Here is a 23494-nt window from a genome sequence, read left to right as displayed (position 1 = left end):
GGCGATACACACATGGTTACGTCGTTACCCAAGTAATTTTGCGCCGATAGACTGCCTGCGTGACCCCCGAACATGACCTTGTCCTTGTCGTTGATTTTGGGGCGCAGTACGCGCAACTGATCGCTCGCCGCGTACGCGAGGCTCGGGTCTATTCCGAGATCGTTCCGCACACCATGTCAGCGGCCGAAATTCTGGCTCGCAAGCCCGCAGCGATCATCCTTTCGGGTGGCCCGTCGTCCGTGTACGAAGAGGGCGCACCGCGGCTCGATCCGGCGATGTTGCAGGGCGATGTGCCCGTATTCGGTATTTGCTACGGATTCATGGCCATGGCGCAGGCGCTCGGCGGCAATGTCGCCAAGACCGGTCAGCGTGAGTACGGCCGTACAGCGGTCTCGGTCCTCGAACCCGGAACGCTGCTCGCTGGACTTCCCGAGACGCTGACGTCCTGGATGTCGCACGGTGACGAAGTCATCGGCGCTCCCGAGGGATTCACTGTCAACGCCAACTCCCCACGCGCGACGGTTGCCGCATTCGAGGACACCGGCCGCCGCCTTGCTGGCGTGCAGTGGCACCCCGAGGTCATGCATAGCGAGCACGGCCAGCAGATCCTCGAGCAGTTCCTCGTAGAGATCGCCGGCTGCCGCCAGACCTGGACCAGCAGCAACATCGTGGAGGAGCAGATCGAGCTCATCCGCAAGCAGGTCGGCGACTCCCGCGTCATTTCCGCGCTCTCGGGCGGCGTCGACTCAGCCGTCTCGACTGCACTCGTACAACGCGCGATTGGTGATCAGCTCACCGCCGTGTTTGTCGACCACGGACTCCTCCGCGAAGGCGAAGCCGAGCAGGTCGAGAAGGACTATGTGAAGGCAACCGGCGTTGACCTCAAGGTCGTCGATGCCAAGGACCAGTTCCTCGGCTTCCTCGCTGGCGTCAGTGACCCCGAGGAGAAGCGCAAGATCATCGGACGCGAGTTTATCCGCGTCTTCGAGGCTGCCGAGCGCGAAGTCCTCGCGACGCCCGGACCGCCCGTGAAGTTCCTCGTGCAGGGGACGCTCTACCCCGACGTCGTCGAATCCGGTGGGGGAGCGGGCGCGTCCAACATCAAGAGCCACCACAACGTTGGCGGCTTGCCCGAAGACCTTGAGTTCAGCCTGATCGAGCCGCTTCGTACGTTGTTCAAGGACGAGGTACGCGACGTCGGTCGGCAGCTCGGCATTCCCGAGGCGATCGTTGGTCGGCACCCGTTCCCCGGCCCTGGCCTCGCGATCCGCATCGTCGGCGCCGTCGATGCCGATCGTCTTCGCATCCTGCGTGCCGCTGACCTGATCGTCCGCGACGAGACGACCGCTGCTGGCCTCGACGGTGACATCTGGCAGTTCCCCGTCGTACTCCTCGCCGACGTCCGCTCCGTCGGCGTCCAGGGCGATGGCCGTACGTACGGTCACCCGATCGTGCTGCGGCCTGTCTCGAGTGAAGATGCGATGACTGCCGACTGGAGCCGTCTCCCGTACGACGTGCTCGAGCGCATCTCGACCCGGATCACCAACGAGGTCGACGAGGTCAATCGCGTCGTACTCGACATCACCAGCAAGCCGCCCGGAACCATCGAGTGGGAGTAGTCGCCTAGCTGAGGCGATCCAGCCGTTCCCTGGCCCTGGCCAGCTCCTTGTGAGCGGTATCGCGAGCCTTGGTGGCTTGAGCGACGGCTCGTTGCAGTCCTCGTGAGTCGGCATCCGCTTCAGCCGCGTCTTCCTGAAGTGTCTGGAGCTCCTTCTTCAGGTCGTCGATGCGCTGGTGCAACTCCGCCCGTGCCAGCTCATTGGCCTCGTACGCTGTCTCGCTCTCCTTGAGGTCGGTGTCGGCCTGGTCCGCCGCGTCGACTGCTTCGGCGACCAGATCGCGCGCGGCGTCCTCCTGAGCGACTTTGGGGTCTGGAAGATCGGGGACTGCGGTGAGCCGGCGCTCCCGGGGTCGGTCCTCACGTGGGTTCAGCTCGAAGCCTGGCAACGCCACGCTGTCTGACAGGTCGATGAAGCCCATTCCGGCTCCCGAGAGCGCTGACACCAGAAGTCCTGCCTGCACGGCTCGGGCAGCCTCGGAGCTGGCGAGCGCGGCTTTGATGGTCTCGTCGACACCGTTCGCGACCGCCGCGCTGAACGAGACACCGTGCTCACTGGCCAGCTCGGCTCCCTCGACGGCCACTTGCCTGAGCAGGGTCTTCCGTTCGCCGTTCAGCTCGCGTAGGCGTGCGCCGTCACCCTGCTCCTGGGCTTCGCGCAACTCTTCGCCAAGGTCAGCGACGTCCTGCAGGAGTTCTTCGCTGTTGCGGGCGAGCAGGTTGATCACCACCGCGGCGGAGCTGGGCTTGCGGAGCTCGCCGATCGCCTTGCTCAACGCCAGGTCGCCTGCGGTGCGAGCGGCAGCGACGCTCTCCTTGCGAGCCGCGATGAACTCCTCAGGAGGCACGGAGTAGAGATCGTGCGCAATCGAGCCGAGGTCCATGACCGCCACCCTAAACGGGCGGCAATCACAACGCGTTCCCACAGCGATATTCACAGTGTGGATAGTTCTTTAGAACTAGTTGGGCCTGGTCACTGGAACACGTCGGGAATGCCGTCGCTGTCGCTGTCGAGGCGCTCGCGGGCATCGATCTCGCGATAGCGGCGATTGCGGGAGGTCAGGATCAGCGCTGCACCAAGTGCCGAGACGACTGATCCGACAAGGACGCCGATCTTGACGTGCTCGTCGGTGAGGTTGCCGACGCCGTACGCGAGCTCGCCAATCAGCAGCGAGACCGTGAAGCCGACTCCGGCAAGCATCGCGACGCCGAATACATCGGGCCAGTCGAGGTCTTCATCGAGTTGGGCGCCGGTGAACGTCGCCATCAGCCAGGTCGCCAGGAAGATGCCGACCGTCTTGCCGAGGAAGAGTCCGGCGATGATGCCGAGGGTGATCGGTTCGGTCATCGCGTCCTTGAATCCAGCCCACCCTTCGACGTTCACTCCGGCCGCGAAGAACGCGAAGATCGGCACCGCGATTGCGGATGACAGCGGTCGGAAGAGGTGCTCGAAGTGCTCTGCGAGACCGACACCTTCACCGCCATCGCTACGCAGGACCGGAACGGCGAACGCGAGCAGAACGCCCGCGACGGTGGCGTGGACGCCTGAGGCGTGCACCAGCGCCCACGTGGCTCCGGCGAGGGGGAGCAGCAGCCACCACGAGCTGACCCGCCGTTGTACGAGGACCGTGAACGCCAGAAGTGGCAGCAGCGCCAGTAGCAGGTAGTTGAGGTGCAGTGACGAGGTGTAGACGACAGCGATGATGATGATCGCGATCAGGTCGTCGACCACCGCAAGGGTGAGCAGGAACGTACGAAGGCCGCCGGGCAGGTGGCTGCCGATCACGGCCAGGACGGCGAGGGCGAAGGCGATGTCAGTTGCCGTCGGGATCGCCCATCCCTTCAGGGAGCCGCCGAGGTTGAACAACACGAACACCAGAGCGGGTACGGCCATACCGCCGAGTGCAGCGACCACGGGGAGCGCTGCACGCTGCGGGTCGCGCAGGTCTCCGCCGACGAACTCACGCTTCAGCTCGAGCCCGGCGACGAAGAAGAAGATCGCGAGCAAGCCGTCGGACGCCCATCCGCCCAGGGTCAGGTGGAGGTGCAGCGACTCTGGTCCGAATGCCGTGTCGCGGAGATTGGCATATCCGTCGCCGAGGTTGGCGAAAAGGATGGCTGCAGCCGTGGCAATCAGCAGCAGCACTCCGCCGAGCGTCTCCTGACGAAGGATGTCGGCTATGCGTGATGCTTCGGGCCACGAGCCCCGTCCGAATAGCCGAGAGACCATGCGCCCAGCCTAGCCGTGTGCCTAGTCGTGATAAGATAAATGAAGATTCAACTAACTAGGAGAACGATCATGCCCGTCACTCGTCTCAACCACGCAGTGCTTTACGTCCGCGATGTTGATGCCAGCGTCGCGTTCTACGCCAGCACGCTGGGGTTCAAGACCGTCATGGCTTTCCCCGGAGCTGCGTTCCTGCAGGCCAATGGCAGCAACAACGACCACGATCTCGGGCTCTTCCAGATCGGCGCCCAGGCAGGGGATTCGGGAGCCGGTCGTACGACGGTCGGCCTGTATCACCTGGCATGGGAGGTCGACACGCTCGACGAGCTCGCCGCCACACGCCAGCGACTGGTCGACGCAGGAGCCCTCGTGGGCGCCACCGATCACGGAACGACCAAGGCGCTGTATGCCCAGGATCCCGACGGCATCGAGTTCGAGGTCAGCTGGCTCGTGCCAGCCGACCGGCTCACCCAAGAGGTTCTCGACTCGCGGAAGGCCACGAGCCCGTTGAACCTCGAGGCAGAGATTGCTCGGTTCGGCGGTCAGACGCTCGGTGGGATCGGCATCTCGATCAACGTGTGACCCGATAACCTTCCGGCATGCCCGACGTCGCGATCTCTGCGCCGAACGAGGCTGCCGCTGACGCCGGTGAACAGATTGCGTTGGCGGGCGGCAATGCCATCGACTCCGCGATCGCCACGACTCTGGTGACGATGGTCAATGAAGTTGGCATCGTCTCGTTGAGCTCCGGCGGGTTCATCACGGTCCAGCCGCCCGACGGCAGCGCGCCACATACGGTCGACGGCTGGATGGACATGCCCGGCCGAGATCGCGCGCTCGGCGGCGGTACGTGGGATATCTACACCGACTACGGCGGGGGTGTCACCGTCACGATCGGCGCTGGCTCCGTCGCCTGCCACGGCTCAGTGGCGGCGTTCGGAGAGGCGCATCAACGCTGGGGGAGTGTGCCCTGGCGGGAGCTTGTTGCGCCGGCGATCGAGGTCGCCCGTGGTGGCTTCCAGCTCGGTACGGCGTCGCGCTTCTATCTCGACTACGTCCATGACGACATCTTCGGCTGGGACGACCAGAGCCATGCCGCCGTGCACCACGACGACGGCACCATCTCGACGGGTCTGGTCAACCTGCCCGATCTGGTGGGTGCGCTCGAGCTGATCGCTGAGGAAGGGCCGTCGGCGCTGCACACGGGTGACCTGGCAAGGCTGATCAGCGACGACGTGATCGACCGTGGCGGGATTCTGGGTCCCGCCGATCTGGCGGCGTACAGGCCCATCGTCAGACCATCCCTGATGAGCACGGTCGGCGAGTGGCAACTCGGTACCAACCCGCCTCCTTCGGTCGGCGGCGTGTGCGTCGCGGCGATGCTGCGGCTGCTTGAGGATCACCCGAGCGCGGATGTCGACCACCTCGTACGCGTACAGCGCGCAGTGCTGGGGCACCGACTCGACACCTTGGACCACAGCGAAGATCTTGAGCGCGATGCTGCAGCGTTCCTCGAGCTGATCGACCGCGACCACCTCGCGGTTCTCGAATCCGGATCGACGGCGCACGTCTCGGCGACCGACAGTGATGGAGGGGCCTGCGCCATCACGGTGTCGTCCGGCTACAGCTCGGGAATGATCGCCAAGGGCACCGGCATCTGGCTCAACAACTGCCTCGGTGAGCAGGAGCTCAACGCCAAGGGGCTGCACGGCCTTGCTCCGGGTACGAGGTTGCTGTCCAACATGGCGCCGACTGTTGGCCACCACCCCGATGGATCGTCGATCGCGATCGGATCGCCCGGTGCGGACCGCATCACGACGGCGATCGTTCAGGTGCTTGCAGGATTCATCAATGGCGGACTCGGGCTCCAGGACGCCGTCAACCACCCGCGAGTCCACGTACACCGCGCTGGTCGCCCGGACGAGGACGTGAAGATCGAGACCACGCCGTCGATGTATTACGGCGGCGTTGGCGTCACCCTGCGCAAGCCGGATGGACGCCTGGTTGCCGCGGCAGATCCGCGGCGCGACGGCGCTGTTCGCCTCGTCCATGGACGAGATGGGGTGTGACGGGAAGCGTGAACGAGCGAAGCGAGAGAACCATGATGCCGTTTTCACGCCGTAGCCTCCGTACCGTGTCCTTTCTGACGGAGGTGAAGGCGTGAAGGTCCCACTCGTCATTGCCCATCGTGGTGTTCCGGGCCATCGGCTCGAGCACACCCGCCCGTCGTACCTCCTCGCCATTGAGCAAGGCGCCGACTTCATTGAGCCCGACGTCGTCAGTACCAGCGACCACATCCTCGTGGTACGCCACGAGAACGAGATCGACGGCACGACGGACGTGGCCGAGCGCCCGGAGTTCGCTGATCGCAAGGCCACCAAGGTCGTCGACGGTGTCTCGCACACGGGTTGGTTCACCGAGGACTTCACCTTGGCCGAGCTCAAGACGCTGCGTTGCAAGGAACGCATCCCGGATCTTCGCCCCAAAAATGTCGCGCTTGCGGGTACCGAGGAGATCCTCACCCTTGACGAGGTCCTCGACATCGCTGAGGACGCGGGAGGAGAAGCGCCAGTCGGCGTCTACATCGAGACCAAGCACCCGAGCTATTTCGAAGCCCTGGGCATCAGCCTCAACGACCTGCTGATCGAAACGCTCGAACGCCGAGGGTTCAACGATCCTGATTCAACGATCGTGATCCAGTCCTTCGAGTCAGCGAACCTCCGCGCGCTTCGCCCGCGTACTCCAGCGATGCTCGTACAGCTGATGTCGGTCGAAGGTCAGCCGGCGGACTTCACAGTCGCGGGTGACGCCCGTACGTACGACGACCTCCGCTCCGACGAAGGTCTCGCCTTCGTGGCCGAATACGCCGACGCGATCGGCCCGTACAAGGAGCTCGTGGTGGCGCCGGACTCTGGGCCGACGAGACTAGTCGAGCGCGCTCACGCCGCTGGACTTGACGTCCACATCTGGACGATGCGCAACGAGAACACTTTCCTGCCCCCTGCGTTTCGTATGGGAACTGAAAAGCTCGCCCACGGCGATGCCAGGGGCGAGCTCCTTCAGTTCTTCGACGCCGGAGTTGACGGTGTCTTCTCCGACTTCACTTCGACGGCTGTGCAGGCTCGCTCTCAGTGGTTGCAGAGTCACTAGCCTCAGCCCATACGGTCTGAGCTGCAGCCGGTCGGGCCGGCATGAGCACCCAGGCGACGATGTAGGCGAGGATCAGCGAGCCGGCGCCGAGCAACGTGCACACGACGACGATCAGGCGAACCAGGTTGGCATCGATGCCGGTGTAGTCGGCGAGGCCTCCGCAGACGCCTCCCAGCCACTTGTCATCAGGATTGCGTGTCAGCTTCTTCATTTTCACTTCTTTCTGAGGAAGAGTTTTCTTCCAGGTTTGGAGTTGAGGTGAGCTGCTTGGGCTTCCAGAACGTCGCGACGACACCCAGAAGTCCGAGCCCGATGAGTACGCCCGAGGAAGCCAGGCTGAGCTCGCGTGGAGTCAGCCAGTCCTGCTTCCACACGGCCCACTGTCCGACGCCGGCGAGGAAGAGCAGACCGAATACGAGGCTGCTCCAGCGGAACGGATGACGTGTCATGACCGGACCACCTCGACGTTGCCGACTCGCTGGTCGATCTTGATTGTCAGGGCCTCGCCCTTGCCGGTTGCCGCAGTGTTGACCTGAGCGTCCTGGCCATGATCCTTGCGTCCGAACACCGAGATCTCGCCAAGATCCATCTCAGCGTCGACCTCGACGTTCAGGCCGTCGGGGACGATGACCCTGGTCTCTCCGATTCCGGCGTCGAGGGCAATCGTCCGACCGAGCAGTTCGGTGGGATCGGAGACACCGGTGAGATCCAGCTCGAGCAAGCCGATGCCGTGTTCGTATCGCGCTTGGACACCGTCGGCGGTTGTCGGGTCGGGCCGCTGCTCTCCAACACGGCCGTGGGGCAACGCCGAGCCAATCGCGAGTACAAGACCCAGGACGATGCCCAGGAAGATCAGCGGACCGCCGTATCCCCAGAACGTCCCGATCACGAGGCCGATGCCGGTGATGGCGAGGGCGACCGCGACATACGTCGTCCAGTTGACGTCGTGTGTGTCGGCGTAGATGCGGGTCGATGCGACACCGATCGCGATGAGTGACAGCGTGAGCAGCGGCAGAGCCTTGGACTTGCGCTGCCGAGCGTGCGCGATCTTCTCGGCGACCTTCTTGTCGATCTTGGCTTGGACCTCAGCGGTGATCTTCTCGGTGGTCGGCATCTCGGCCATGACCTGTGCCTTGATGGCCTCTCGGTCACCCTTGCGCGGCCGTACGACGAAGAAGTAGTAGAGCGCTGCCAGCGGGACGAGCAGCCAGCCGGTGCCCCACCACCAGTCGCCGTGGCTTCCGAGAACCGAGAAGGCGGCGATGACGCCGGCGGCGACCAGTCCGATCTTGCGGACCTGCTCCTCGTTGTCGTCGAGCTTGAACCAGCCGGCGGCGATGCTCTTGTCTGCGTCGTCGGACGGCAGCAGCAGCCATGCTGCGCCGTACAGGATGGCGCCGGCGCCGACGATCGTGAGCACGGCGATGACGATGCGCACGATGACGGGGTCGATGTTCAGGTACTTGGCAACGCCCGAGCACACACCGGCAACCCAACGGTCTTCGGTGGATCGCTTGACGTCAGCGATGGTGCGCAGCTTGTGCGGATCGAACTCGTCGTCCGGTCCGGTAGCGCGAGGCGCTTCTTGTGTGTCATTCATATCTCCATCGTGGCCGACCGCCGCTCGCGTCACCATCGGGTACGACCCTGAAACCGCTGGAACGACACTCAGGGTGGACAAGGGTCGTCCCTAGTAGCGCCTGCGCGCGCGTACGTGTGACGATCGTTGGGTGACCCCCATCAGCGCGAGCCCCTATCGCCGTGCCTACCGACCGGCAGACCGCCGGCTGGTGGGCGGTGTAGCGACCGGTCTCGCCGATCACCTCGGAGTCGGGGTTCTCTATGTCAGGCTCGCGTTCGTCGTGGCGACCTGGCTCAGCGGCGTCGGCATCATCGCCTACTTGCTGCTGTGGCGCTTCCTGCCGCTGCGCCAGCCCGAGCTGACTCCGGGCCTCGAGGCGGCCACCCGACAGGGACTGCGTACGAATCCCAACCGTCCCGGTTCAGCCGAGATCCTTCAGACCCTGGCCATCGGCATGGTCGGTGTTGGAGTACTGCTGTTCCTCCAGGTCACCGGACGCGGCATCAGCGATGCCCTGGTCGGTCCCGCTTTGGTTGCGGTCATCGGCCTGACCGTCATCTGGCGCCAGTTCGACGATGTCGCCTGGCGGCGCTGGATGCGGCAGACCAGCGGGATTGGCTTTGCCGTACGCATCGCTGCAGGTGGCGTACTGATCGCGCTTGCCGCTCTCTACTTCTTGACGCAAGAGCGCGGCTGGGGCGCCATGGTTGACCTCGCCGCTGCACTGGGTATCGCCCTGATCGGTCTCGCACTGATCCTCGGCCCGTGGATCACCAAGTTGCTTGGCGACCTGACTGAGGAGCGTCGGGCGCTCGTACGTTCCCAGGAGCGCGCAGATGTTGCGGCGCACCTGCACGACTCCGTGCTCCAGACCCTGGCGCTACTGCAGAAGAACGCGGGCGACCAGGCCGCCGTCGCCACACTGGCCCGACGTCAGGAGCGCGAGCTGCGCGCGTGGCTGTACGGCACGGACGAGCAGGCCGGTGACTCACTGGTCGCGGCACTGCGTGCATCAGCGGCTGACGTCGAGGACGCCCACCAGGTACCCGTCGAAGTCATCGCCGTGGGCGACGCCGCGCTCGACCCCGATGTCAGCGCAGTCGCCAAGGCCGCGCGCGAAGCGATGATCAACGCCGCCAAACACGCCAAGGTCGACCGCATCGACGTCTACGCCGAAGCCAACAAAGAGACCGTCCAGGTATTCGTTCGTGATCGTGGAGTCGGCTTCAACGTCGACAAGATCGCCGAGGACCGTATGGGCGTGCGCGGCTCGATCGTCGATCGGGTCGAGCGCCACGGGGGTACCGTGACGATCCGCAGCAAGCGCGGCCAAGGCACCGAGGTCGCGATGACCGTGCCTGTACGCGACGCCGACCACGTATTCGAGGAGACCAGTTCATGACCACCCTGCGCGTCGCGATCGTCGACGACCACGCGATGTTCCGGCGCGGAGTCCGTGCCGAGATCGACGGACCCGTCGAGATCGTCGCCGAGGCCGAGGACGTCGAGAGCGCCGTCGAGGTGTTGGTCGAGACCAAGCCGGACGTGGTGCTGCTCGATGTGCACATGCCGGGCGGGGGAGGGCTTGAGGTCATTCGACGTCTGCACCTTCGCCATCCCGACATGAAATTCCTCGCCTTGTCGGTCAGCGACGCTGCCGAGGACGTCATTGGGATCATCCGCGCCGGTGCCCGTGGCTATGTCACCAAGAACATCTCCGGACCCGAGCTGCTCGATGCGATCGACCGCGTCGCCGCTGGTGACGCGGTGTTTTCGCCGCGGCTCGCCGGATTCGTGCTGGACGCTTTCGCTGGCACGATTGAGGTCGCCCAGATCGACGAGGACTTCGATCGGCTCACTGAGCGCGAGCGCGAGGTCATGCGTCTCATCGCCCGTGGCTACGCGTACAAGGAAGTTGCCAAGGAACTCTTCATCTCAATCAAGACGGTCGAGACCCACGTGTCGAGCGTGCTGCGCAAGCTCCAGCTTTCGAGCCGTCACGAGCTGACGCGTTGGGCGAACGATCGTCGCCTCATCTAGCTCGTTTCTGAAGTTCACCTGCGCGCAATCTTGCGGGTCTAGCCTGAAGAGGTGAACGAGTCTCATCTGATCGTGCTCTTCGGCGCCACGGGCGACCTTGCCCGTCGCAAGCTGTTGCCCGGGCTGATGCATTTGCTGCAGTCAGGACTCGTACCGGACTCGCGCATCATCGGCGTCTCGCTCGACGAGTTCGACGACGAGTCGTTCCGCGCCTTCGCGGAGGAGGCCTGCCGCGAGTTCAGCCCGCGCAAGGTCAAGGACGAGCAGTGGACGGCCTTCGCGCGCAAGCTGTCGTACGTCAACGTGAAGGACGGCGCTGAGGTGCTCGCCAAAGCGGCGAAGCTGCACGAGGACGAGCTCGGCGGCAGCCCGCGACGCCTGCACTACCTGAGCGTTCCGCCCAAGGCTGCGCTCGACGTCGTACACACGCTGCGAGACGCCGACCTAGTCGAGCGGGCGCGAATCATCATGGAGAAACCGTTCGGCACGGACCTCGCCAGCGCCAAGTCACTCAACTCACAGATCCACGAAGTGTTCTCGGAGGACCAGATCTTCCGAATCGATCACTTCCTCGGCAAGGAAGCCGCGCTCAACATTCTGGCGTTCCGCTTCGCCAACGGACTTTTCGAGCCGATCTGGAACCGAAACTTCATCGACCACGTGCAGATCGACGTGCCCGAGACACTGTCACTCGAGGGGCGCTCCGGGTTCTACGAAGGCACCGGCGCCTTCAAGGACATGGTCGTGACGCACCTGTTCCAGGTACTCGCGTTCATGGCGATGGAGCCGCCAACATCGCTGGACTCCGACTCGATCAGCGAGGAGAAGAACAAGGTCTTCCGCTCGATGCTGCCGCTCGACCCGAAACACGTCGTACGCGGTCAGTACGACGGCTACCGCGACGAGCCGGGAGTGGCCGCAGACTCTGAGACCGAGACGTTCGTGGCGCTGAAGGCCGAGATCGACAACTGGCGCTGGGCCGGAGTGCCGTTCTTCTTGCGTACGGGCAAGAAGATGGCCGAGGGGGCGCGCATCATCTCGATCGCCTTCCGCGAGCCACCCAAGAGCATGTTCCCGAGTGGCTCGGGTGTCGGCCTTTCCGGCCCGGATCACCTGACGTTCGACCTCGCCGACTCGTCGAAGATGTCGCTCTCGTTCTATGGCAAGCGCCCGGGCCCAGGCATGCGGCTCGACAAACTCAGCATGCAGTTCGCAATGCACGAGACCGAGCGGGCAGGCGATGTGCTCGAGGCGTACGAGCGGCTGATCCACGACGCAATGCGTGGTGAGCGGACGCTCTTCACGACAGCCGAGGGCATTGAGCGGTTGTGGGAGATCTCCGAGCCGTTGCTGAACGACCCGCCACCCGTACGGCCCTATCCGTCGGCGACCTGGGGTCCCAACGCAGTGCACCAGCTCATCGCGCCTCGGGCGTGGCGTCTGCCGTTCGAGCGCAGTTGGCGCAAGCCCAACACGATGGCCGAATAGCTAGCTCCAGTGCTGCTCGACGAGCCTCGTGGCCTCGTCGATCGAAAGTCCTTGACGCCGTGCAATGAGCGCGTAGGTCGCGGCAGCGTCGTCTGCCTGAGCGTCGCCGATCTTGCGCGTCGCAATGAGTGTCCCGCCACGACCATGGGTCTCGATCACGCCGTCGGTTTCTAGCGCTCGATAGGCCTTCGCGACGGTGTTGACGGCGAGGCCCAGGTCAGCGGCGAGTGTGCGTACGGGCGGCAGCTTGTGACCGGCCTTGAGTGTCCCTGAAGCTGCACCCTCGGCGATCTGACGACGTACCTGCTCGTACGGCGGCTCAGCGGCGTTGCTGTCGATCGTGACGAGGCTCATGTCGCCATTGTCGCGTGCGAGCCGCCCCCGTCGCTGTCTGCCGCGGCAACTAGGCTGGAGGGCCTGATGACATCGCCATTCCCCGTGCCCCAAACCGCGGAGAAGAAGTCTGCCCAAGAGGCCGAAAAGAAGCGCGCGCGCTCCGACATCCTGCTTGAAGGACTCAACGACGCGCAGCGCGATGCTGTGTCACATCCGGGTGGTCCGCTGCTCGTTGTCGCTGGCGCTGGCTCGGGCAAGACCCGCGTTCTGACGCGCCGTGTGGCCTGGTTGATTGCGGCTCGCGGGGCGCATCCCGGGTCGATCCTGGCGATCACCTTCACCAACAAGGCCGCCGCCGAGATGCGCGAGCGAGTTGCGGAGTTGGTCGGTCCCCGCGCTCGGATGATGTGGGTTTCGACGTTCCACTCAGCTTGCGTTCGCATCTTGCGGCGTGAAGCGACGAAGTTCGGGTTCACCTCCACGTTCACGATCTACGACTCGGCCGACCAGCGGCGGCTCATGACGCAGGTGTGCCGCGACATGGATCTCGACCCCAAGCGGGTCAACCCACGAGCGGTCCTCAACTGGATCTCCAACCTCAAGAACGAGCTCGTCGATCACGAAGCCGCGGGGAGCAAGGCGGTCAACCCGACCGAGGAGCTCTACGCCGAGGCCTATACGACCTATCAGGCACGGCTCCGCGCTGCCAACGCGATGGACTTCGACGACCTGATCATGAACACGGTCCACCTGTTCCAGGGCTGGCCCGACGTAGCGGAGACCTACCGGCGCAGATTCCGGCACATCCTGGTCGACGAATACCAGGACACCAACCACGCGCAATATCAGCTGATCAAGGAGCTGACCGACGCTGACTCCGACCTACTGGTAGTTGGCGACTCCGACCAGTCGATCTATGCGTTCCGCGGCGCCAACATCCGCAACATCCTCGAGTTCGAGGACGACTTCCCGAATGCGTCGACAATCCTGCTTGAGCAGAACTACCGCTCGACCCAGACGATCCTGTCGGCCGCCAATGCCGTCATCAGTCGCAATGCCGGCCGCAAGGACAAGCAGCTCTGGTCCGCCGAGGGCGATGGCGAGAAGATCGTCGGCTACGTCGGAGACGACGAGCGTGACGAGGCGCAGTTCATCGCCGAGGAGATCGACAAGCTCAGCGATGAGAGCGGCATTGCCGCCAAGGACGTCGCGATCTTCTATCGCACCAACGCACAGAGCCGAGTATTTGAAGAAGTCTTCATCCGGGTTGGCCTGCCCTATCGCGTGGTTGGCGGAGTCCGGTTCTACGAGCGCAAGGAGATCAAGGACGCGCTCGCTTACGTACGCGTGCTCATCAACCCACGCGACGCCGTCTCGCTCCGCCGCATCCTCAACGAGCCCAAGCGTGGCATTGGCGATCGTGCCGAGGCCGCTATCCAGCGCCTGGCCGATCGTCACGAGATCAGCTTCTGGGAGGCGATGACTCGGGCCGCCGAGGCTGATGACCTCGCGACTCGGTCGCTCAACGCGATCCAGACATTCACCCAGACGATGTCGGAGCTCATGGCGATGGCCGAGAGCGGAGCACCCGCCGACGCCGTGCTCGAAGCAGCACTCACTCGCAGCGGTTATCTCAACGCCCTCGAGCAGAGCACTGACCCGCAAGATGAGACCCGGGTCGAGAACCTCGCCGAACTCGTCGCCGTAGCCCGAGAGTTCGTGGTCGGTGCCAGCACGTTGGATGACGACGCTGATTCAGAAGCGGTCGCCGATGCTGCGGCCGACCTCGCGCCGGGATCCCTGGCGGCATTCCTCGAACAAGTTGCGCTGGTGGCTGACGCTGACCAGATCCCCGACGAGGGCGACGGCGTTGTCACGCTGATGACGCTCCACACCGCCAAGGGACTCGAGTTCCCGGTGGTGTTCCTCACCGGACTCGAAGACGGAGTCTTCCCGCACATGCGGTCGCTCGCCGACAACACTGAGCTCGAGGAGGAGCGCCGGCTCGCGTACGTCGGCATCACCCGAGCCCGTACGCGCCTTTACGTCACGCGAGCGCAGACTCGCGCCGCGTGGGGCGCCCCGTCCTACAACCCGGCGTCGCGCTTCCTCGACGAGCTTCCTGAGGCACTCGTCGATTGGCGACGAGTCGCCTCGTCGCCGACTCAGTGGACGCCGAACAGTCCGTCCGTCACGTCGCAGTCGTCGTTCCGGTCGAGCAATGTTGCTGCGCGCTCCAAGCGGGCGACGCGCGAAGTCGTCTCGTTGGCGCCAGGAGATCGGGTGTCGCACGACAGCTTCGGACTCGGCACCGTGGTGGCGGTCGACGGCCAAGGCGACAAGGCGCAGGCGTCAGTCGACTTCGGATCGCAGGGAGTCAAGCGACTGCTGCTGCGATACGCGCCGGTCGAGAAGCTTTAGCCAGTCGACAAGCGCTGAGAGCTACGGGCGAATGCCGTGCTGTACGAGTACGGCGTACGGGTCAACGGGTCCGCCGCCGCCCGGGTGCACTTCGAGGTGCAGGTGCGGGCCGGTGACATTGCCGGTCGAACCGGTGTAGCCGATGACCTGGCCGGGGCCGACCTTCTCGCCAACGCTGACGGCGATGCGGCTCTGGTGGCAGTACCAGATGTCGGTGCCGTCGAGGAGAGTGATGACGGTGCGGTTGCCGTATGCGCCTTCGTAGCCCGTGGACTTGACGGTGCCTGAAGCAACCGAGCTGATGGCCGATCCCGAAGGTCCGGCGAAGTCGAGGCCCGTGTGCATACGTGACCAGAGGCCGCTGCGCTGGCCGAAGCGAGCTGACAGGTGGTAGCCGGTGACCGGAAGGACCCACTGGTTCTTCTTGGCTTCGGCGGAGGTCTTCTTGATGAGGTCGTCGCGCTCTTCGAGGGCGATCAACATCTGATCTGCCTGGATCTTGCCCTGCTCATCGAGCTTGCGGTCGAAATCGCGGCTGACATCAACGCTGTTGATGTCGTCGCCGGTGTAGGTCTCGGAAATCGTCTGGTAGTCGCCGGCCGACAATGTGGAGTCGTCCACGTGGCCACCAACGACGGCGGAACCAAAACCAGCCATGATGAGCGCGAATGCGCCTGCCATGGCTGGGGTGAGTCGAAGGGAGCGCTTGCGAGCTCGGCGCCTTTCGGCGACTCGCTTCCCGCTCGAAGCCCGCTTAGGGGTCTCCTGGCGTACATCCAGTCGGCGTTTAGGCGCAGACGAAGACACGCAAAAAACCTCCGAAAGGGGACAGCAGGACTCGACGAGCCTAGCCCAACGGCAGGTGCAGGCGAAACCGAATCCACACATTGGTCAGGCGTTCCCGCGTGAAAAGTCGACATTATGTGACGACCTTCACCCTCATGACACGATGCGTCCATGGCGAAACAGCGCATTGTTGTCGGCGCGACAGGCGACGGGGACGAAGCGCTCGCAGTCGCTCGTACGCTGCGGGACGCTGGCCGCGAGGTAGTTCTTGCCGGGGGAGGGCAGTCCGCGGAACAGCTCATCCGGACGGCTCTGGCCGAGGATGCGGACGAGGTTGTGGTGTGTGGAGACGTCGACTTTGCAGCGTTGGAGTCCGTGCGCGATCAGCTTGGCGCCCAGCACGTACGCCTGACGGCTGCCCCGGGTGTGACCGACCCGACACGTCAGGACCCCCTTTGAGCGAGTAGAGTCGCCACGCTCAATTTTTGTGGCCAATAGGCCGACATCTGAGCCAATCAGGACGTCAACAAGGGACGGACACACCGTGGATTTGATGGAATATCAGGCGAAGGAACTCTTCGCCAAGCATGGCGTCTCGACGACGCTCGGCATCGTCGTACAGACACCAGAAGAAGCCAAGGCTGCCGCTGAGCAGCTCGGCGGCGTGACCGTCGTCAAGGCTCAGGTCAAGGCAGGCGGTCGCGGCAAGGCTGGCGGCGTCAAGCTCGCCAAGACGCCCGACGAGGCCTTCGAGCACGCGACGAACATCCTCGCGCTCACGATCAAGGATCTGCCGGTCAACCGCGTTCTGGTTACCCCGGCGACTCCGCCGGTCGAGGAGTACTACTTCTCGTTCCTGCTGGACCGCTCGAACCGCAGCTACCTCTGCATCGCCAGCGTTGAGGGTGGTGTCGAGATCGAAGAGGTCGCGAAGACCAACCCCGAGGCAGTGCGTCAGATCCCGATCGACGCCGGCACCGGTGTCGACGAGGCGAAGGCTCGCGCGATCGTCGAAGAGGCCAAGTTCCCCGCTGAGCTCGCCGATCAGGCCGTAGCGATGGTCCAGGCGCTGTGGAAGGTCTTCGTTGAAGAAGACGCCACGCTCGTCGAGGTCAACCCACTGGCTCGTCTCGAAGGCGACAAGCTCGAAGCACTCGACGGCAAGGTGTCGCTCGACGACAACGCCTCCGAAGTGCGTCACCCCGAGCACGAAGACTTCGTCATCCACGAAGAAGCTGACCCGCTCGAGGCGAAGGCCAAGGCCAAGGGCCTCAACTACGTCAAGCTCGACGGCGAAGTCGGCATCATCGGCAACGGCGCAGGGCTCGTCATGAGCACGCTCGACGTTGTCGCCTATGCCGGTGAGAACCACGGCGGCGTCAAGCCGGCCAACTTCCTCGACATCGGCGGAGGCGCCTCGGCGCAGGTCATGGCCGACGGCCTTGACGTCATCCTCGGTGACGAGCAGGTCAAGTCCGTGTTCGTGAACGTCTTCGGCGGCATTACCTCGTGCGACGCAGTCGCCAACGGCATCAAGGGCGCTCTCGAGCTCCTCGGTGACAACGCCACGAAGCCGCTGGTCGTACGTCTCGACGGCAACAACGTCGACGAAGGCCGCGCGATCCTCAACGAGCTCAACCACCCGCTCGTGACCCAGGTCGAGACCATGGACGGCGCTGCCGACCGGGCTGCCCAGTTCGCACACGAAGGAGCCTGAACATGTCGATCTTTTTGAACAAGGACTCCAAAGTCATCGTCCAGGGCATCACCGGCGGTGAGGGTTCCAAGCACACCGCTCGCATGCTCGCAGCCGGTACCCAGGTCGTCGGTGGCGTCAACGCACGCAAGGCCGGCACGACCGTCGAGCACGTCGACGCGTCAGGCACCAAGGTCGAGCTTCCGGTCTTCGGATCGGTCTCCGAGGCCATCGAGAAGACTGGCGCCGACGTGTCGGTCGCTTTCGTGCCGCCTGCGTTCACCCAGGACGCTGTCGTCGAGGCAATCGACGCCGAGATCGGCCTGCTGGTGATCATCACTGAAGGTGTCCCGATCCAGGACAGCGCCGAGTTCTGGGCCTACGCCCAGGGCAAGAAGACGCGCATCATCGGTCCGAACTGCCCCGGCATCATCACCCCCGGCGAGGCGCTCGCAGGCATCACGCCCGCGAACATCGCTGGCACGGGTCCGATCGGTCTCGTCTCCAAGTCGGGAACGCTGACCTACCAGATGATGTTCGAGCTTCGCGACTTCGGTTTCTCGACCGCTATCGGTATCGGTGGTGACCCCATCATCGGCACCACGCACATCGATGCGCTCGAGGCATTCGAGGCTGACCCCGACACCAAGGCGATCGTCATGATCGGCGAGATCGGTGGCGACGCCGAGGAGAAGGCAGCCGCGTACATCAAGGAGCACGTCACGAAGCCGGTCGTCGGCTACGTCGCAGGCTTCACGGCTCCCGAGGGCAAGACGATGGGCCACGCTGGCGCCATCGTCTCCGACGGTGCCGGTACGGCGCAGGGCAAGAAGGAAGCGCTCGAAGCAGCGGGCGTCAAGGTCGGCAAGACGCCGTCCGAGACGGCTGAACTGATGCGAGAGATCCTCAAGAACCTCTGAGGTACGTACGGCGAGAGCCCCTCTTCCGCCTGGCGGGAGGGGGGTTCTTGCTATTCGCCGAAGCGCAGCCGAGCGCCCGCACGGGCGGCGACGGCCTCGAACACCTTGGACGACACGTCGAACTTGCCTGACGGCGTGAACGTCACCTGGGCGACGTCCGAGCCTCGCCTGATGATCGCGCCGCGGAAGGTGATGCGGTGCCCCTTGGTGACTTCAAGGCTGATGCGCCAGGTCTTGCCGACGTACTGGGTCGTCCTGAACGAGTCGCGCTGGTCGACTTCGGCGGTCAGGTTCTTGACCCCACACTCATTGACCCGGTCGCTGATGGTCTGGACGAATTCCTTGGCCAGCTTTTCGCTGGGGAAGTGGCCGATGGTCTCGGCGACACCGAACTCCTTGGGGAGGTCCTTGGCCTGGGGAATCACAAACAACTTGGACTTTGCAGTCTTGATCGCGGAGAAGTCGGCTCGATCGCAGCCCGTTGCGGCGGGGTTGACCTTGGCCGCCGAGAAGGCCTTGACGCCCACCCAGACTCGATCGATCTCGGCAATCGGTGGAAGGTCCACGATGCCGAGGAACGCAGGATCCTCCGAGGTACGCGGGGGCTCCGTCCGCTGGTATGAGATCAGGTCCGTGCAATTGCCGCCGGTGTCGGCGCACAGGCGTGAAACGGAGTTGTTGAGCGTACGGGCGAAGGAGCCGATTCTCGGTCCGATCGCACCGTCAACCTCGTGCACAAGCGTGCTGGTGACGTTGCCGGAGTGGCTGAAGCCGACCGTGAACGTACGTACGGGAGTCGAGTGCGAGCGCAGGAGCAGGATTTGGAAGTCGCCGGCTGGTCGCTTCACCGAGTACGAGTCGACGAGCTGTACGCGGGGGTGCTGGCAGTCGGAGTACCAGCGCACCAGACGGCGGTAGGCGGCGTCGGCGATCTTGGTGCTGCGAGAGACCTCAATGGCCTGTGCGACGCGCTCCTTGTCCTTGCCGTTCGCTGTCCAGGTGCGTACGAGCACCTTGAGAGGGTCGCTGTCAGCGAAACGCTTGACCGGGCACGTCGCGTACGGCGTCGTGTTGTCGATGTTCTCGTCGGTGTTTTCAACCGACCACACACTCTGGACGTCGAGCTGGCCAACCTGCTCGAGCGTCAGCAGGTTGCCGCTGTCAATGTTCTCGGCATCGAGCACCACGTCTGTTCGCTCCGCACCGATTTTCTCGCGGTAGGGGAGCGAGGCGCGGCTGTCGAGGGCGTCACCTTCGGTGACGATGAATCCGCCGCCGATCGCGAGCGCGACCGATGCGGCGACCAGGATCACCGTGTTGCGCTGGCGTCCGCGCTTGGCTGCCTTGCGGATTGTGGCGGGTGTCGGCTGCTGGAACGAAGCGGTGGCCTGGCCGAGTCCGTTCATACGGCGTTCGATCTCGTCGATCGATTGGCCGAGCTTGGTCTCGAGCGCGGCGAGCGCGTTGGTGACGCTCTCGATGCCCTCCTCGGCGGGCAGGTTGACTTCCTGCGACGCCTCTTCGAGGTCGGTGTTGCCGAGCGTCATGAGCACGATCAGGCGTCTGTCGGTGACCGTCATCTCGCCGAGGGCCTCAAGGAGCTGGATGTCGCTGTCTTCTTCGTGCTTGCGGCGCAGCGGGTGAGTGCCTCGGCTCAGGCCGGTCAGCTTCCACGCTTCGTTACGTACGTATGCGAGTGGGTTGCCCTCGCGGATCTTGGACCAGTCGCGCCAGGCGCGGCGGTAGGCGTCGACGGTCGACTCGAATGCGACCTGACGGTCACCGCTGACGGCGTACATGACTTGGAGGGCCTGGGAGAAGGTGGAGGTGTAGAAGCTGTTGAACTCGTCGACGCGAGTCATGTCCAGCCTCCCTCGTCGTCCCGGCGTGCCTGTCTACAACGCCGCAACTTTACAGGGAGGATGAAGTGGTGCCTGAGCCGTCCACGCCGTCCTTCTTGCGGCCCGCATTCCTGACGGCGATCCTCTCCGCGGTCGGGTCTCTCGCCGTCTCTGCGGTGTTCGTCCTCGCAGCACGGGGTTCGGACGACTTGTCGTTCTCCGGGTTCTCCCGATCGTCTGCTCGTACGTGGTTGGTCTCGCTGGGGTCGGGGTTGGACGCGGGAGACGTTTCGCTGGGTCTCGTACCGGTTGGTGCGACCTTGATGTGCCTCGCGATCGTGGCGGTCACCACGCAGTGGGTGGTCGCCGATCCGGTCGAGCTGCCAGCTTTTGCGGCAGCGACGGCGGGCGCGTACGGAGTCGTTGCTGGCGTCACCTCGGCGGCATCCAATGCGGGCGACATTCACACCTCGGCGGTACGCGCAGCCATCGGCGCATTCATCGTTGGCGGGATCGGCGCGGCCGTTGGTGCGGCTATGCGACACAAGGCAACCGCCGACCTGTGGCCGACTCCCAATGTCGACGCCCGCGCTGTCCTACGCGCGTCAGTGCCGGCGATCATTGCCGTACTGGCATCGTCCGCGACGATCGTGCTGGCACTGCTGGTCCTCCACGTCTCACGCGCTGGTGACCTCTGGGCCGTACTCGATCCGGGATTCGGTGGGGGCCTGGCGCTCGCGGTCGGGTGCCTGCTGGCGATTCCGACGCTCGTCCTGTGGACCGCTTCGGCTCTGATCGGTCCTGGTTTTGCTCTCGGCACTGACACCAGCGTCGACCTGACTGGCGCCCAATTGGGTGAAGTTCCCGGCCTGCCGATCTTTGCTGCGCTTCCAGCGCCGGGGGAGTTTGCGGGTTGGGTGTTCCTGCTCGGTCTCATCCCGCTGGTCGCAGGCATGATCGCCGGCTGGCGGGTCGAAGTACGTGATCGCGAAGACCTGCTGACCCGTGTTGGTCTGGGCGCGGCAGCCGGGGGAGTCGCCGGGTTGGCGCTCGGATTGCTGATCGCGGTGTCGGGTGGAGCGATTGGACCCGGCCGCATGGCCGATGCTGGTCCGCCGACACTGACTCCGCTTCTGGTCGCCGTACCCGTGATGGCGCTGGGCGGCGCACTTGGCGCAGTGCTCGGCCACTATCGTGGTGACCGTGCCACGAAGCCCGGAGTCACCAGCTCGAGTCGTGGTGCTCGTCTCTGGAAGCGGGACAAATCTCCAAGCCCTGATCGACGCGTCGACCAAACCTGACTACGGCGTCGAGATCGTCGCCGTCGGTGCGGATCGCGGCGACATTCTGGCTCTGGAGCGCGCAGAGAAGCACGGCATCGAGACGTTCGTCCTCGAGACGAAGTCGTACGCCGATCGCGCGGCCTGGGACGTTGCCCTCGCCGAAGCCGTCGCTGCTCATGCGCCGGATCTCGTCGTACTCGCCGGATTCCTGAAACTGACCGGCCCCGCATTCCTCGCCCGCTTCGGCGGCCGAACGCTCAACACCCACCCGGCGCTCTCGCCCGCCTTCCCAGGCATGCATGGGCCCCGCGATGCCCTCGCGTACGGCGTGAAGGTCACCGGCGCGACGCTGTTCGTGGTCGACGAGGGTGTCGACACTGGACCGATCGTGGCTCAGGTTGCAGTGCCTGTGCTCGACGATGATGACGAAGAGAAGCTGCATCAACGCATCAAGACCAGCGAGCGGGCCATGCTCGTCGAATGGGTCGGCACGCTGGCCCGTTCAGACTTCCATATCGATGACCGGGCCGTGCGCCTCGGAGGAGCTCCTACATGACAACCCGTCCCCTCAAGCGTGCCCTGATCTCGGTCTATGACAAGACCGGCCTCGAAGAGCTCGCCCGCGACCTGCACGCAGCAGGCGTTGCGATCGTGTCGACTGGTTCCACCGCCAAGACGATCGAGTCGGCAGGCGTACCGGTGACTCCTGTCGAGCAGCTGACGGAGTTCCCCGAGTGCCTCGATGGTCGGGTCAAGACGCTGCACCCGCGCGTACACGCCGGCATCCTGGCCGACCTGCGACTCGACTCGCATGTCGCCCAGCTCGCCGACCTCGGCATCGAGCCGTTCGACGTCGTGATCGTCAACCTCTACCCGTTCACCGAGACCGTTGCCTCCGGAGCGACTCCGGACGAGTGTGTCGAGCAGATCGACATCGGCGGACCGTCGATGGTTCGAGCGGCGGCCAAGAACCACCCGAGCGTTGCCGTCGTGACGTCGACGGCTCAGTACGACTCGCTCCGCGAGGCACTCGCCGCCGGCGGGTTCACGCTTGAACAGCGCAAGCAGCTCGCTGCCCAGGCGTTCGCACACACTGCGGCGTATGACGTCGCGGTCGCGTCGTGGTTCGCGTCGGCGTACGTACAGCCCACCGATTCGATCTTCCCGGACTTCCTGGGTGCGACGTGGGAACGCTCAGCTGTCCTGCGGTACGGCGAGAACCCGCACCAGCCTGCCGCGCTCTACACGTCTGGCCGCGGCGGTCTCGCGAATGCCGTGCAGCTGCACGGCAAGGAAATGAGCTACAACAACTACGTCGACACGGACGCTGCGCGGCGCGCAGCAGGCGACTTCGAGGCGCCAGCAGTGGCGATCATCAAGCACGCCAACCCGTGTGGGATCGCAGTCGGAGCTGATGTTGGCGAGGCGCATGCCCGAGCCCATGCGTGCGACCCCGTATCGGCTTTTGGTGGCGTCATTGCCGCCAATCGTCCGGTCAGCGTCGCGATGGCCCAGCAGGTCGCTGAAGTCTTCACCGAGGTCATCGTCGCTCCGGACTATGAGCCCGGCGCGCTGGAGATCCTCCAGGCCAAGAAGAACATCCGCATCCTCCAGGTACCGGTCGACGCCGGCCGCTCACCAGTTGAGCTGCGCCCGGTGAGTGGCGGCGTACTGCTCCAGAAGGTGGACCGCGTTGATGCCGAGGGTGATGCCCCGTCGAGCTGGACGCTCGTTGCTGGCGAACCCGCTGACGAGGCCACGCTCGCCGACCTCGCGTTTGCCTGGACTGCCTGCCGTGCTGTGAAGTCCAACGCGATCCTGCTGGCCAAGGACGGCGCCTCGGTCGGCGTCGGCATGGGTCAGGTCAACCGTGTCGACTCGTGCAAGCTTGCTGTGGAGCGGGCCGGGTCCGAGCGCGCGGTGGGTTCCGTCGCTGCGTCCGACGCATTCTTCCCGTTCCCCGATGGTCCTGAGATCCTGATTGCTGCCGGCGTACGCGCGATCGTGCAGCCCGGTGGATCGATCCGTGACGACTCGGTGATCGAGGCAGCCAACGCTGCAGGCGTGACCATGTACGTCACCGGTACCCGGCACTTCTTCCACTGA

22 protein-coding genes are annotated in these 23494 nt (G+C 64.6%); 14 read left to right on the top strand and 8 right to left on the bottom strand.

Annotation, left to right across the window (positions count from 1 at the left end):
• Positions 1–59 precede the first annotated feature (59 nt).
• Positions 60–1619: a glutamine-hydrolyzing GMP synthase gene (gene guaA, locus J2X11_RS12930; protein WP_309971693.1), complete on the top strand. Its 1560-nt coding sequence runs from the start codon at positions 60–62 to the stop codon at positions 1617–1619.
• Positions 1620–1623: 4 nt separating this feature from the next.
• Here the strand turns inward: guaA and J2X11_RS12925 are convergent, their stop codons facing one another.
• Together J2X11_RS12925 and nhaA are read right to left on the bottom strand one after the other, a co-directional pair.
• The gene (locus tag J2X11_RS12925; RefSeq protein ID WP_309971691.1) at positions 1624–2502 is read right to left on the bottom strand and encodes a serine/threonine-protein kinase; all 879 of its coding nucleotides are present in this window, start codon (positions 2500–2502) and stop codon (positions 1624–1626) included.
• 89 nt (positions 2503–2591) lie between these two features.
• Positions 2592–3848, bottom strand: a complete 1257-nt coding sequence (nhaA, locus tag J2X11_RS12920) for a Na+/H+ antiporter NhaA (protein ID WP_309971689.1) — start codon at positions 3846–3848, stop codon at positions 2592–2594.
• A gap of 69 nt (positions 3849–3917) precedes the next feature.
• On the opposite strand from nhaA, the gene J2X11_RS12915 reads away from it, so the two are divergent.
• From J2X11_RS12915 to J2X11_RS12905, 3 genes are all read left to right on the top strand, one after another.
• Positions 3918–4427, top strand: a complete 510-nt coding sequence (locus J2X11_RS12915; protein WP_309971687.1) for a VOC family protein — start codon at positions 3918–3920, stop codon at positions 4425–4427.
• 17 nt (positions 4428–4444) lie between these two features.
• Complete coding sequence (locus J2X11_RS12910) at positions 4445–5914, top strand: gamma-glutamyltransferase (protein ID WP_309971685.1); 1470 nt, start codon at positions 4445–4447, stop codon at positions 5912–5914.
• A gap of 91 nt (positions 5915–6005) precedes the next feature.
• Positions 6006–6995 (top strand): glycerophosphodiester phosphodiesterase, encoded by a 990-nt coding sequence (locus J2X11_RS12905; RefSeq protein WP_309971682.1) that lies wholly within the window; start codon positions 6006–6008, stop codon positions 6993–6995.
• Here J2X11_RS12905 and J2X11_RS12900 read toward each other — a convergent pair.
• Genes J2X11_RS12900 through J2X11_RS12890 form a run of 3 tightly spaced genes read right to left on the bottom strand, consistent with a single transcriptional unit; the run spans position 6946 to position 8595 of the window.
• On the bottom strand, positions 6946–7206 hold the full coding sequence (locus J2X11_RS12900) for a PspC domain-containing protein (RefSeq protein ID WP_309971679.1): 261 nt from the start codon (positions 7204–7206) through the stop codon (positions 6946–6948). The genes J2X11_RS12905 and J2X11_RS12900 overlap by 50 nt on opposite strands.
• Positions 7181–7444 carry a hypothetical protein gene (locus J2X11_RS12895; protein WP_309971678.1) on the bottom strand — a complete coding sequence of 88 codons (264 nt, stop codon included), beginning with the start codon at positions 7442–7444 and terminating at the stop codon, positions 7181–7183. Before J2X11_RS12895 ends, J2X11_RS12900 begins: the two co-directional genes overlap by 26 nt.
• A complete protein-coding gene (locus tag J2X11_RS12890) occupies positions 7441–8595 on the bottom strand; it encodes a PspC domain-containing protein (RefSeq protein WP_309971676.1) in 1155 nt (384 codons plus the stop codon). Before J2X11_RS12890 ends, J2X11_RS12895 begins: the two co-directional genes overlap by 4 nt.
• A 130-nt stretch (positions 8596–8725) precedes the next feature.
• Here J2X11_RS12890 and J2X11_RS12885 point away from each other — a divergent pair, with 130 nt between their 5' ends.
• The 3 genes from J2X11_RS12885 to zwf are packed head-to-tail and all read left to right on the top strand — an operon-like array spanning position 8726 to position 12105.
• The gene (locus J2X11_RS12885) at positions 8726–9979 is read left to right on the top strand and encodes a PspC domain-containing protein (RefSeq protein WP_309971674.1); all 1254 of its coding nucleotides are present in this window, start codon (positions 8726–8728) and stop codon (positions 9977–9979) included.
• Positions 9976–10617 (top strand): response regulator transcription factor, encoded by a 642-nt coding sequence (locus J2X11_RS12880; RefSeq protein WP_309971671.1) that lies wholly within the window; start codon positions 9976–9978, stop codon positions 10615–10617. Before J2X11_RS12885 ends, J2X11_RS12880 begins: the two co-directional genes overlap by 4 nt.
• Before the next feature lie 51 nt (positions 10618–10668).
• Positions 10669–12105, top strand: coding sequence for a glucose-6-phosphate dehydrogenase (gene zwf / locus J2X11_RS12875; RefSeq protein ID WP_309971669.1), 1437 nt, complete (start codon positions 10669–10671; stop codon positions 12103–12105).
• Here zwf and J2X11_RS12870 read toward each other — a convergent pair whose 3' ends face one another.
• Positions 12106–12459 carry a GntR family transcriptional regulator gene (locus tag J2X11_RS12870; protein ID WP_309971667.1) on the bottom strand — a complete coding sequence of 118 codons (354 nt, stop codon included), beginning with the start codon at positions 12457–12459 and terminating at the stop codon, positions 12106–12108. It abuts the gene before it with no gap.
• A 66-nt stretch (positions 12460–12525) separates the two neighbouring features.
• On the opposite strand from J2X11_RS12870, the gene pcrA reads away from it, so the two are divergent.
• Positions 12526–14862 (top strand): DNA helicase PcrA, encoded by a 2337-nt coding sequence (gene pcrA / locus J2X11_RS12865; protein ID WP_309971665.1) that lies wholly within the window; start codon positions 12526–12528, stop codon positions 14860–14862.
• Between the two features lie 21 nt (positions 14863–14883).
• On the opposite strand, the gene J2X11_RS12860 is transcribed toward pcrA, so the two are convergent.
• Positions 14884–15543: a M23 family metallopeptidase gene (locus J2X11_RS12860; protein ID WP_309971663.1), complete on the bottom strand. Its 660-nt coding sequence runs from the start codon at positions 15541–15543 to the stop codon at positions 14884–14886.
• 276 nt (positions 15544–15819) lie between these two features.
• Between J2X11_RS12860 and J2X11_RS12855 the strand changes: the two genes are divergently transcribed.
• From J2X11_RS12855 to sucD, 3 genes are all read left to right on the top strand, one after another.
• A complete protein-coding gene (locus tag J2X11_RS12855; protein WP_309971661.1) occupies positions 15820–16107 on the top strand; it encodes a hypothetical protein in 288 nt (95 codons plus the stop codon).
• An 85-nt stretch (positions 16108–16192) separates the two neighbouring features.
• Entirely contained in the window at positions 16193–17365 is a 1173-nt protein-coding gene (gene sucC / locus J2X11_RS12850) for an ADP-forming succinate--CoA ligase subunit beta (protein WP_309971659.1), read from the top strand.
• Positions 17366–17367: 2 nt separating this feature from the next.
• Positions 17368–18264 (top strand): succinate--CoA ligase subunit alpha, encoded by an 897-nt coding sequence (gene sucD, locus J2X11_RS12845; protein WP_309971657.1) that lies wholly within the window; start codon positions 17368–17370, stop codon positions 18262–18264.
• Positions 18265–18314: 50 nt separating this feature from the next.
• Here sucD and J2X11_RS12840 read toward each other — a convergent pair whose 3' ends face one another.
• Positions 18315–20126: a SigE family RNA polymerase sigma factor gene (locus J2X11_RS12840; protein WP_309971656.1), complete on the bottom strand. Its 1812-nt coding sequence runs from the start codon at positions 20124–20126 to the stop codon at positions 18315–18317.
• A 68-nt stretch (positions 20127–20194) separates the two neighbouring features.
• On the opposite strand from J2X11_RS12840, the gene J2X11_RS12835 reads away from it, so the two are divergent.
• The 3 genes from J2X11_RS12835 to purH are packed head-to-tail and all read left to right on the top strand — an operon-like array spanning position 20195 to position 23494.
• Complete coding sequence (locus J2X11_RS12835) at positions 20195–21406, top strand: cell division protein PerM (protein WP_309971654.1); 1212 nt, start codon at positions 20195–20197, stop codon at positions 21404–21406.
• Positions 21345–21944, top strand: a complete 600-nt coding sequence (gene purN, locus J2X11_RS12830) for a phosphoribosylglycinamide formyltransferase (RefSeq protein WP_309972372.1) — start codon at positions 21345–21347, stop codon at positions 21942–21944. The genes J2X11_RS12835 and purN overlap by 62 nt, the downstream gene beginning before the upstream one ends.
• A complete protein-coding gene (gene purH / locus J2X11_RS12825) occupies positions 21941–23494 on the top strand; it encodes a bifunctional phosphoribosylaminoimidazolecarboxamide formyltransferase/IMP cyclohydrolase (RefSeq protein ID WP_309971652.1) in 1554 nt (517 codons plus the stop codon). The genes purN and purH overlap by 4 nt, the downstream gene beginning before the upstream one ends.

Source organism: Aeromicrobium panaciterrae, from assembly GCF_031457275.1.
In the GTDB taxonomy this organism is placed as follows: domain Bacteria; phylum Actinomycetota; class Actinomycetes; order Propionibacteriales; family Nocardioidaceae; genus Aeromicrobium; species Aeromicrobium panaciterrae_A.
Note: the sequence above shows the minus strand (reverse complement) of the source record. Positions and strands in the feature narration are given on the sequence as shown.

Excerpts from the sequence above, each read along its gene's own strand:
- J2X11_RS12860 (WP_309971663.1), bottom strand. The coding sequence starts at position 15,543 with ATGGCAGGCGCATTCGCGCTCATCATGGCTGGTTTTGGTTCCGCCGTC.
- nhaA (WP_309971689.1), bottom strand. The coding sequence starts at position 3,848 with ATGGTCTCTCGGCTATTCGGACGGGGCTCGTGGCCCGAAGCATCACGC.
- pcrA (WP_309971665.1), top strand. The coding sequence starts at position 12,526 with ATGACATCGCCATTCCCCGTGCCCCAAACCGCGGAGAAGAAGTCTGCC.
- J2X11_RS12880 (WP_309971671.1), top strand. The coding sequence starts at position 9,976 with ATGACCACCCTGCGCGTCGCGATCGTCGACGACCACGCGATGTTCCGG.
- sucD (WP_309971657.1), top strand. The coding sequence starts at position 17,368 with ATGTCGATCTTTTTGAACAAGGACTCCAAAGTCATCGTCCAGGGCATC.
- J2X11_RS12900 (WP_309971679.1), bottom strand. The coding sequence starts at position 7,206 with ATGAAGAAGCTGACACGCAATCCTGATGACAAGTGGCTGGGAGGCGTC.
- J2X11_RS12870 (WP_309971667.1), bottom strand. The coding sequence starts at position 12,459 with ATGAGCCTCGTCACGATCGACAGCAACGCCGCTGAGCCGCCGTACGAG.
- J2X11_RS12895 (WP_309971678.1), bottom strand. The coding sequence starts at position 7,444 with ATGACACGTCATCCGTTCCGCTGGAGCAGCCTCGTATTCGGTCTGCTC.
- J2X11_RS12910 (WP_309971685.1), top strand. The coding sequence starts at position 4,445 with ATGCCCGACGTCGCGATCTCTGCGCCGAACGAGGCTGCCGCTGACGCC.
- J2X11_RS12925 (WP_309971691.1), bottom strand. The coding sequence starts at position 2,502 with ATGGACCTCGGCTCGATTGCGCACGATCTCTACTCCGTGCCTCCTGAG.
- purH (WP_309971652.1), top strand. The coding sequence starts at position 21,941 with ATGACAACCCGTCCCCTCAAGCGTGCCCTGATCTCGGTCTATGACAAG.
- J2X11_RS12840 (WP_309971656.1), bottom strand. The coding sequence starts at position 20,126 with ATGACTCGCGTCGACGAGTTCAACAGCTTCTACACCTCCACCTTCTCC.
- J2X11_RS12890 (WP_309971676.1), bottom strand. The coding sequence starts at position 8,595 with ATGAATGACACACAAGAAGCGCCTCGCGCTACCGGACCGGACGACGAG.
- J2X11_RS12855 (WP_309971661.1), top strand. The coding sequence starts at position 15,820 with ATGGCGAAACAGCGCATTGTTGTCGGCGCGACAGGCGACGGGGACGAA.
- J2X11_RS12915 (WP_309971687.1), top strand. The coding sequence starts at position 3,918 with ATGCCCGTCACTCGTCTCAACCACGCAGTGCTTTACGTCCGCGATGTT.